This is a genomic window from Nitrososphaera sp. (genome assembly GCF_036397675.1).
Taxonomy (GTDB): domain Archaea; phylum Thermoproteota; class Nitrososphaeria; order Nitrososphaerales; family Nitrososphaeraceae; genus Nitrososphaera.
On sequence record NZ_DASWIL010000021.1, the window covers coordinates 24044 to 31603 of the forward strand.

Annotated in this window: 8 protein-coding genes; 6 read left to right on the forward strand and 2 right to left on the reverse strand. The window is 50.5% G+C overall.

Annotation, left to right across the window (positions count from 1 at the left end; translation table 11 throughout):
- Window positions 1-8: 8 nt before the first annotated feature.
- Window positions 9-1601 carry a hypothetical protein gene (locus VGA14_RS04110; protein WP_331002478.1) on the reverse strand — a complete coding sequence of 531 codons (1593 nt, stop codon included), beginning with the start codon at window positions 1599-1601 and terminating at the stop codon, window positions 9-11.
- An 88-nt stretch (window positions 1602-1689) separates the two neighbouring features.
- On the opposite strand from VGA14_RS04110, the gene VGA14_RS04115 reads away from it, so the two are divergent.
- A complete protein-coding gene (locus tag VGA14_RS04115; RefSeq protein WP_331002479.1) occupies window positions 1690-2598 on the forward strand; it encodes a DMT family transporter in 909 nt (302 codons plus the stop codon).
- Here the strand turns inward: VGA14_RS04115 and pth2 are convergent.
- Window positions 2595-2948, reverse strand: coding sequence for a peptidyl-tRNA hydrolase Pth2 (pth2, locus tag VGA14_RS04120; protein ID WP_331002480.1), 354 nt, complete (start codon window positions 2946-2948; stop codon window positions 2595-2597). The genes VGA14_RS04115 and pth2 overlap by 4 nt on opposite strands.
- Window positions 2949-3000: 52 nt before the next feature.
- On the opposite strand from pth2, the gene VGA14_RS04125 reads away from it, so the two are divergent.
- The 5 genes from VGA14_RS04125 to VGA14_RS04145 form a co-directional block, all read left to right on the forward strand.
- Complete coding sequence (locus VGA14_RS04125) at window positions 3001-4149, forward strand: NAD(P)/FAD-dependent oxidoreductase (RefSeq protein WP_331002481.1); 1149 nt, start codon at window positions 3001-3003, stop codon at window positions 4147-4149.
- A 35-nt stretch (window positions 4150-4184) separates the two neighbouring features.
- Complete coding sequence (locus VGA14_RS04130) at window positions 4185-4364, forward strand: zinc finger domain-containing protein (RefSeq protein WP_331002482.1); 180 nt, start codon at window positions 4185-4187, stop codon at window positions 4362-4364.
- Window positions 4365-4366: 2 nt separating this feature from the next.
- The gene (locus VGA14_RS04135; protein ID WP_331002483.1) at window positions 4367-4648 is read left to right on the forward strand and encodes an elongation factor 1-beta; all 282 of its coding nucleotides are present in this window, start codon (window positions 4367-4369) and stop codon (window positions 4646-4648) included.
- A 365-nt stretch (window positions 4649-5013) separates the two neighbouring features.
- Window positions 5014-5367 carry a DUF72 domain-containing protein gene (locus VGA14_RS04140; protein ID WP_331002484.1) on the forward strand — a complete coding sequence of 118 codons (354 nt, stop codon included), beginning with the start codon at window positions 5014-5016 and terminating at the stop codon, window positions 5365-5367.
- A gap of 25 nt (window positions 5368-5392) precedes the next feature.
- A partial coding sequence (locus VGA14_RS04145; RefSeq protein WP_331002485.1) for a DUF262 domain-containing protein occupies window positions 5393-7560 on the forward strand: 2168 nt, incomplete at its 3' end.

A 7560-nucleotide genomic window follows, 5' to 3' on the forward strand; every position in this document is an offset into this window, starting at 1 on the left:
GTATTTAATTATACAATGTTTACCCTGACTGCCTTGAGCACGGTAATGTCGCCCTGGTCAGCGCCAAGCATCAGGACGTACTGGCCCGGGGCCAGGCTGGCTGCCGGGTTAAACACGTACGAGACCTGCAAGGAGCTGCCAGCTTCCACGCTTATGGACTGCTGGCTGAATATTCCTGTCGAGCTTCCAAGCGCGCCCGTGCTTGTAAAGGTGCCTGATGCCACCATGCGCACGTTAAGGTCGCTTTCAGAACTCACGTCAACTCTGATGTCCGCGCTGTCGCCCCTTCTCACTGTTATTTCGCCGGGGGCCGACACCGAGAGCGGCACCTCTGCCTCAGTCCTTACCGTGCCCATCTTGTTCTCTGTCCACTCGGTGAACCAGATCTGGCCTGCGGGTCCGACCGAGAACTGGAGGGCGTTTGCTAGGCCGCAGTCGGTAGCGCCTTCGGCACAGTTGGCCCAGTCGCTGTTCTGTGTGGGTATCCAGTACTCGACCATCGTCTGTGTCGACGGGGTGAATTTGTTTATCTTGTTGCCTATGTGCTGGTTGAACCAAATGTTGCCGTCAGAGTCTGTTTGTATCCAGTAGGGCAGCGTGTACGCGTCTGCAGATGCGGGCGCGCCCGTGATCTTTGATGACAGGACTGACGTAACGTACCTTGTCAAGCTGCCATCGTTAGGGTCCACCATGAAAAATATGCTCGTCCCATGGTCCGTGACCCATAGGTTGCCCTCCTTGTCCACCGTGGTGCCTACAGGAGAGGTGAGCTCTTGCGGCAGGTCATATACTGAAATCTCGTTTGCATCAGCGTCGTACCTGTAAATCTGCCCTTTTTCCTCGAACGCAAGTAGCGACGTCCACACCACGTTCCTCTCGAGGTCAACTGCTACCGAGCCGGAGCTGACTCTGAAATCCTCGATGCCTGAGAACGCGTCGAGCGGCAGCTTGATTTCAGTGAACCCTTCTAATGTCCCGGGCTTCATCTCTGAAACGTATCCAAAGTAGAGCGACTTGGACCTGACGCCTACAAGGTAAATGTTTCCGTCAGAGTCAAAGTCAAATGATATGGGCTTACTGCCTGGAGACTTGAAACTGTCAAAGTTGCCATTTGCCCTGTCAAACCTCCATAGCAGGCTCTGGCTATCGTCTGTGAACCACACGTTTCCTGAGCTGTCAGTCTTGGCGTCCCAAGTCATGGAAAACACGCTTGGGCTTGGGCTTGAGCGCGCAGGCCACGAGGGAATGGCAAATTCCTCGAACTTACCATCCGCAAGGCTGTAGCTGCCAAGCGTGCCTTGCTTTGTGGAGAGATACCATACTCTGTCGTTGTCTACGGCGATGCCAAGTGGCATCTCGCATTCTGACGGGAGCACATACTCGCTGACGTACGCATTGGAGTTGGCATTGCTTTCCAGCCCGCAGAATTGCACCTTGGCAAGCGCGATTCTCTGTTGCTCGGATTCTTTTGCCAGTTCCTCCGGGGTCTTGGCGTTTCCACCTCTTCCGAACGTTATAAGAGCAACAAGAGAAACTGCAAGTATGCCAATGAGCACGTAAAGAATTATTCTCTTGTTGGCAGTTCCTCCCTTGCGGGACAACGATCGCCGATCTCGTTTTTCCACATATATCTCTTGTCTGCAACGGTTCAAGCAGGCATTAAATGTGGCCTGCGTACATGACCGCTGTTTGACAAAGCAGAGCCCGGCACCCAAGCAGGCTGGAAGGCACTGGTTCGGCTACCTATCTGTGCTGGCCGCATCCGCGCTGTTCGGCTCTGTGTTCACGGTAGCCAAGGTGCCTCTAGAGACTGTGGACCCGCTTGCGCTTGCGGCGGTGATATACGTCATATCAGGCATATCGCTCATACCGTTTGCACGCGCGTCCTTCCGGCTAAAGTCGCGTAGAGAGCTGCGCTACATGGTGGCAGTGACAGGCTTTGGCGCGTTAGCTGCACCGATGCTTCTGCTTTACGGCCTGCAAGCGACAAGCGCCTCTGACGCGTCGATATTGACAAACGGCGAAGTGCTGTTTACCATCATACTGTCGTCTCTTTTCTTTGGGGAAAGGCCAAAGGGGAGGCTCGGCATGGCCGCTGTGGGAATTGTCATAATCGGGCTTTTCATTGCAACTACGAACATGGAGCTGTCAGACACCATCCTGCAGTTCAATGCCGGCAACATCCTGATACTTGCCTCGATGCTGATGTGGGCAATTGACAACAACATCAGCCGCCGACTCCTCACGTTTTCAGACATCAGCCCCGCCAAGATAGCGATGCTAAAGTCGCTGTTTGGCGGGCTTGTCATGCTCGGCGTGACTGTCGCGGCCGGCAGGTGGGGCGCGATAGCCGACCTTGAACTTAACATGTGGCTCATCGTAGCCGGGCTTGCGGTGTCGGGCTTTGGGGCGGCGCTCCTGTTCTTCTTGCAGGGCATCAAACACATCGGCACCATAAAGACGATGTCCGTGTTCTCGACGACTCCGATATTCGGGATTGCAATCGCCGCGCTGGTGCTTGGAGAGACCATAACCCTGTTTCAGGGCGTGGCAACAGGCATGATAATAGCAGGCATACTTCTCTTGAGCCGGCGCTAGAGCAGCTTCAGACTGTTCGTGACCTTGTCTACCAGCTCCTCAGGGGCCGGGCCTATACCAACGCACGTCGAAGTCCCGGGGTCGAGCTGTGTGCGCCCGCTGTCCTGAACGAGGGCGACGGGCAGTTTCAGGCTCTCTGCGTGCCTTTTTACTCCCATCAATTGTTCAAGGCTTTGCACCTTGACCACGACTTTTGCCTGTCCGCCTTCAAACCACGCTGCGAACCACTCTGGCTTTTTTTCCTCGGCCTTTTTCGCGGCCATAAGCGAAGCGTGGGCCACCTGAGCAGCAATCTTGCCAGTCCCCATGCCGAGATCCCGCCTTACAACCATCACCTGCTTGAATTCCACGCTCCCATAGTTTAATTAGCAGAGTGAGAAATACGTTGCTGGACTTTCTCTCATGCCGGGCTTTCAGGTTGCAGTCGCAGGCGGAAGCATCTCGGGGCTCCTTGCTGCAAGAGAGGCCGCCGCGGGCGGAGCTTCCGTAGTGGTGCTCGAGGAGGACACCGAGATAGGCACGCCGGAGCACTGCGGCGGGCTTGTCAGCATGGAGGGGATGAAGAACTTGGCCATGGTGCCAGATGCAGCGGCGATTGAAAACGATAGGGTCAAGAAGGCAGAGATTGTCTCGCCATTTGCCGGCTTTGAGGTAAACGCCGAGAAGCAAAAGGTCGTGGTGCTTGATAGACGCGCGCTCGACAAGCAAGCAGCGCTCCAGGCACAGCGAGCAGGCGCAGAAATAAGAGTGAAATGCTCGGTGCGCTCTTTCCGGCGCGATGGCCCAAGTTACATTATCAAGACGTCTGAAGGCGACGTAACGTGCGACTATTTCGTGGATGCGCGTGGAGTCGCATCAATAATCAATCGCAATCGAGAAGGCGTGCTCTCGTCGGCCCAGTACGAGGTGTTTGCGCCCTGGATTTACCGAGACACAATAGCGGTGGCGTTTGACAGCGAAAAGTACCCTGGCTTTTTTGCGTGGGTCATACCTACAGGCGAGGGCAGGGGCAAGGTCGGCGTTGCTGGCAGGGCGATAAACGCGGCGTCAGCATTAAAGTCGTACATGGATGCCAAAGGATCGTACTCTGTTGTGCGCAAAGTATACGCGCCTATATGGGTCGGGGGCCCCCTGGAGCACTTCACTGACGGCAAGACCGTGATCGTGGGCGACGCGGCGGGGCAGACCAAGCCTACCACTGCCGGCGGTATCTACACCTGTGGCATGGGAGGCATACTCGCAGGCAGGGCCATTGTAGGCGCAATATCGGGAAGCGACAAGAGACTTGACTACAAGCCCGGCTGGGCGTCAATATTTGGAGAAGAGTTTGAAAAAATGCTCCTTGCGCGCCGGCTTTTTGAAAGGCTTGACAACAGGGCCATAGGCGAGCTCTTTGCAGCAGTCCCGCCGGAAGAGCTGCAGGAGGCGTCGTCGACGGGCGACTTTGACTTTCATTCCGCCGCCCTGTCAAAGGTCCTGAGCGTAAAAAGCGCAGCCCGGATGGCCAAGGCGCTTATTGGCAACGAAATCCGCCGTCTTCTCGACGGCTAGATAGATATAAATTCCGATATCGTTCTTGGAACCGCATGTCAAAGCCGTTGCAGTTGCCGGTCTGCACCTCATGCAGCAGGCCGATAATGCCTAACGATGAATGCGTAAAATACTACTGCCCTAATTGCGGATATGTCCTGATGTGGCGATGCGAGTCATGCCGCGAGTTTGCCCGGGCCTACAAATGCGTGGGCTGTGGTTTTGAGGGGCCGTAGAAATGGCGCGCCTAGTCGTTAGAGTAAAGGTCATGCCTGCCGACGCCGAGATAAACTTGGATGGCGTTGCCGAAGTTCTCAAAAAAAGCGTGCCAGAAGGGATGGAGCTGAAGCAGTATGCAAAAGAGCCAATAGCGTTTGGCCTGCACGCAATCGTTGGCGACTTTATGTTGGACGATTCTGAAGGGCAGATGGACAAGCTCGAGGAAGCGATAAAAGCTGTCGAGGGCGTCGGCGAGATTGAAGTGATGAACATCAGCCGCGCTTTTGTCAAGATGAAGTAAGGCTAATGCGCGTTAAAAACAGTTTAGAGTAAGGGATAATTCCAATAGTCAGTTTTTCGGACTGTCTTTTCAACCTTAGATTAATGGTTTCCACACATAAGGGCGATTTTAGTGTGAAAAGAAATTTTTCTCTTAGTAATTGGTAAGAGTAAACTAGAAAGAATAGTTTCTTTCTACATTTTGATAGCAGTATTATATTATATCTGTATGCAAGCAATGTTTTCTCTTTCAGCCTTTTCTTTATTTTTGCAACATTTAAGGCGCAATTACACTTGGTTGGATTGTTGGAGATTTGAAGCCTAGAGAGGGTGAACATCATTCTGATTTGAGCAGATTTATCAGAAGCTTGATCATATTCCAGCACTATGGTGGAAGTTCTGGTAGGCTGCAGCGGATGGAGCTATACCTCTTGGGTAGGGCCATTCTATCCCAGGGGAACTCCACAGACTAGATGGCTCGAGTACTATTCAAAGGTCTTTGACTATGTGGAAGTCGATTCCACGTTCTATTCCATCCCAAGTCCCATCCGAACGAAAAAGTGGGCGAGAACTACGCCAGAGAATTTCAGGTTTACAGCCAAGTTCCCGAAAATCATTACTCATGACAAGGCGTTCTACAACGTGAACCGGGTGACGAATATTCTTGTTATCGTGGTTGCTTTCTACAAAGCCGGTTTGGAAGATATACGCTTAACATGGGCGGCGATGCTAAATACCTGAAATCATGTAAGTGCGATGTGATGGCTTGACCAAGAAATCAACTGATGAATCGAATGTAATATACGCGCATGTAATTGAAGAGCTGTCGAGAATAGTCGGAACAAGCGTAACCGATGCATGGTCGCACGTCATTGATTTGCCAGCGCCCCATAATTGGCATTTTTACACTAGGGTGAGTACTTCAGGATTCTGGGCCCTATCACCCAACAAGGCAGAGGAAGTTAGGGGGAGAGACCCGGGAAGGTGGTCAATACTTTTCATTGACGGAAGAGTAGAAAAAATGCATGATGAATCTGGCAATCATAAAAAAGTAGTTTTGAACAAGATCTATAATATCACGCCATCACACTATGATGAACGAAGCGCGGTATGGACAATGGTGGGACGTCAGTACCGAATCAATGACGGAAAGGACATCGAAGGCATCCCATCCTTTACTTCGCTCAAACAACTAGTTGGAACAATTAATCAGGATATATCCTTGCCCTTGCTGAATAGTAAGCAAAAGAACATGGTTTCAGCCAGCAGAAGCATGACCGAAATAGTTGGCGAGTTTAAAGCTTGGTTACAGACTGAGAATGCCCAGCAGCACCTGAAAAAGATTGAGAATGAGAAGAAGGAGGTGCAGGAATTGATGAAAAAGCTGGATTCCATGGACAAGAGCAGCCCTGAGTTCATAGAGCTAGTTCTGTACGGCTTGCTGCCCTACGCCAAGACCAAGAAAGCGAAACGAGTCAGTACATTTCCGGTCTTCTTCGATATCAAACAATTCTTCGAAGGATACCAGTATAATGACTCTGATTGGGCAAAAATTGCCCACATGGTTTATTCACTGGCGCACAGGTTTCAGCAGGAACCGGACAAATTGAAAGTTTGGATAAAAGAATTCATTTCAGAAAGAACCCATAGCAGAAGCCTTCAATGTGGAAGTATTTCGCCCATTCTCTTTTGCATTAACGATTCGTACCCGCTTGTTAACAACAGGATAAGACACACATACAAGGAGTTATCGAGAATGCTGAACTGGGATGATACTATGTCGCAAAAACTTGAAGACTATCCCGACAATATCCAAAAGTGCAACAAGTTAATCGAAACCTTAGGCGCTCCGCTATTTGCAAACCTTGCAGTCTTTGATCTCTTTTGCTGGTGGTATGATATCAACTCTCGACGAAAGAAGGTCATCGCTGTACCGGAGGAAGAGGAGGAAGACGAAGAACCGGAATCAGAAGGAACCGAACGCGTTCAGATACAGGAAATCAGCTACCCGACTTTCCTGCAATCTCTCCATCTGGAGGCGATTTCGAAGTATGAACCACACAAACTAAGGAATCCTGACACAATTACGGTTAGAGACGTAATCACCTACTGTTCCACCGGAAAATGGATGCTTCCAAAATTCCAAAGGTATTTTGGGTGGAAAAAGAGCGATGTGAAGGACTTTCTGGCTTCGATATTCGACGACTACTATGTTGGTGCGCTCCTCCTCTGGGGCGTTGAAGGCGAAAGTCCTCTCGAACCTATGCCGATAAGCGGTGTAACGCTGAGCGAAGACTACAGAATGGACGCGATAATTCTCGATGGTCAGCAGAGGATAACGTCCCTATACTACGCCATAAGAGCGCCGGAAGATGTCAAGTTGAAGGGTAGCGGCAAGCCCGTGTACTTCTATATTGATTTCCAAAACTTCCTAAAGAATGGAGAGTCAAAGGACAATATCAAGATTCTAAAAACCAAAATCAGTCGGGAGGAATCTTTCAAAAGGCTTTTGTTTCCATTTTATGAGCTAGAAAATTATCGCAACTGGGTCGAAGGGCTTTTAGAGTTCATGAGAAGAGCTTCACCCGATTCCGAATCTCTTCACAGAATCGTCACTGTGCGACAAATAGTCGATGATAAGCTTAGTCACTTCATTAGTGGATTTGAGATACCATATGTGACGCTTCCACAGAGCATGCAGATAGACCAAGTCACAGACATATTCGAGAAAATCAACTCGACAGGAATTGAACTTAGCGTTTTTGACCTGCTAAATGCCAGGCTAAGCAAACGAGATATTGAACTGAGGGATTTGTTTGATGAAACCCAGAAGCAATACCGGAAAATATCGGAATATAATGACAAGAAGGACAAAATGGCGATTTACATTCTACAGGCTATCATGCTCTATTACAACAAGACTAGCTCATGCAA

Excerpts from the sequence above, each read along its gene's own strand:
- VGA14_RS04125 (WP_331002481.1), top strand. The coding sequence starts at position 3,001 with ATGCCGGGCTTTCAGGTTGCAGTCGCAGGCGGAAGCATCTCGGGGCTC.
- VGA14_RS04130 (WP_331002482.1), top strand. The coding sequence starts at position 4,185 with ATGTCAAAGCCGTTGCAGTTGCCGGTCTGCACCTCATGCAGCAGGCCG.
- VGA14_RS04135 (WP_331002483.1), top strand. The coding sequence starts at position 4,367 with ATGGCGCGCCTAGTCGTTAGAGTAAAGGTCATGCCTGCCGACGCCGAG.
- VGA14_RS04140 (WP_331002484.1), top strand. The coding sequence starts at position 5,014 with ATGGTGGAAGTTCTGGTAGGCTGCAGCGGATGGAGCTATACCTCTTGG.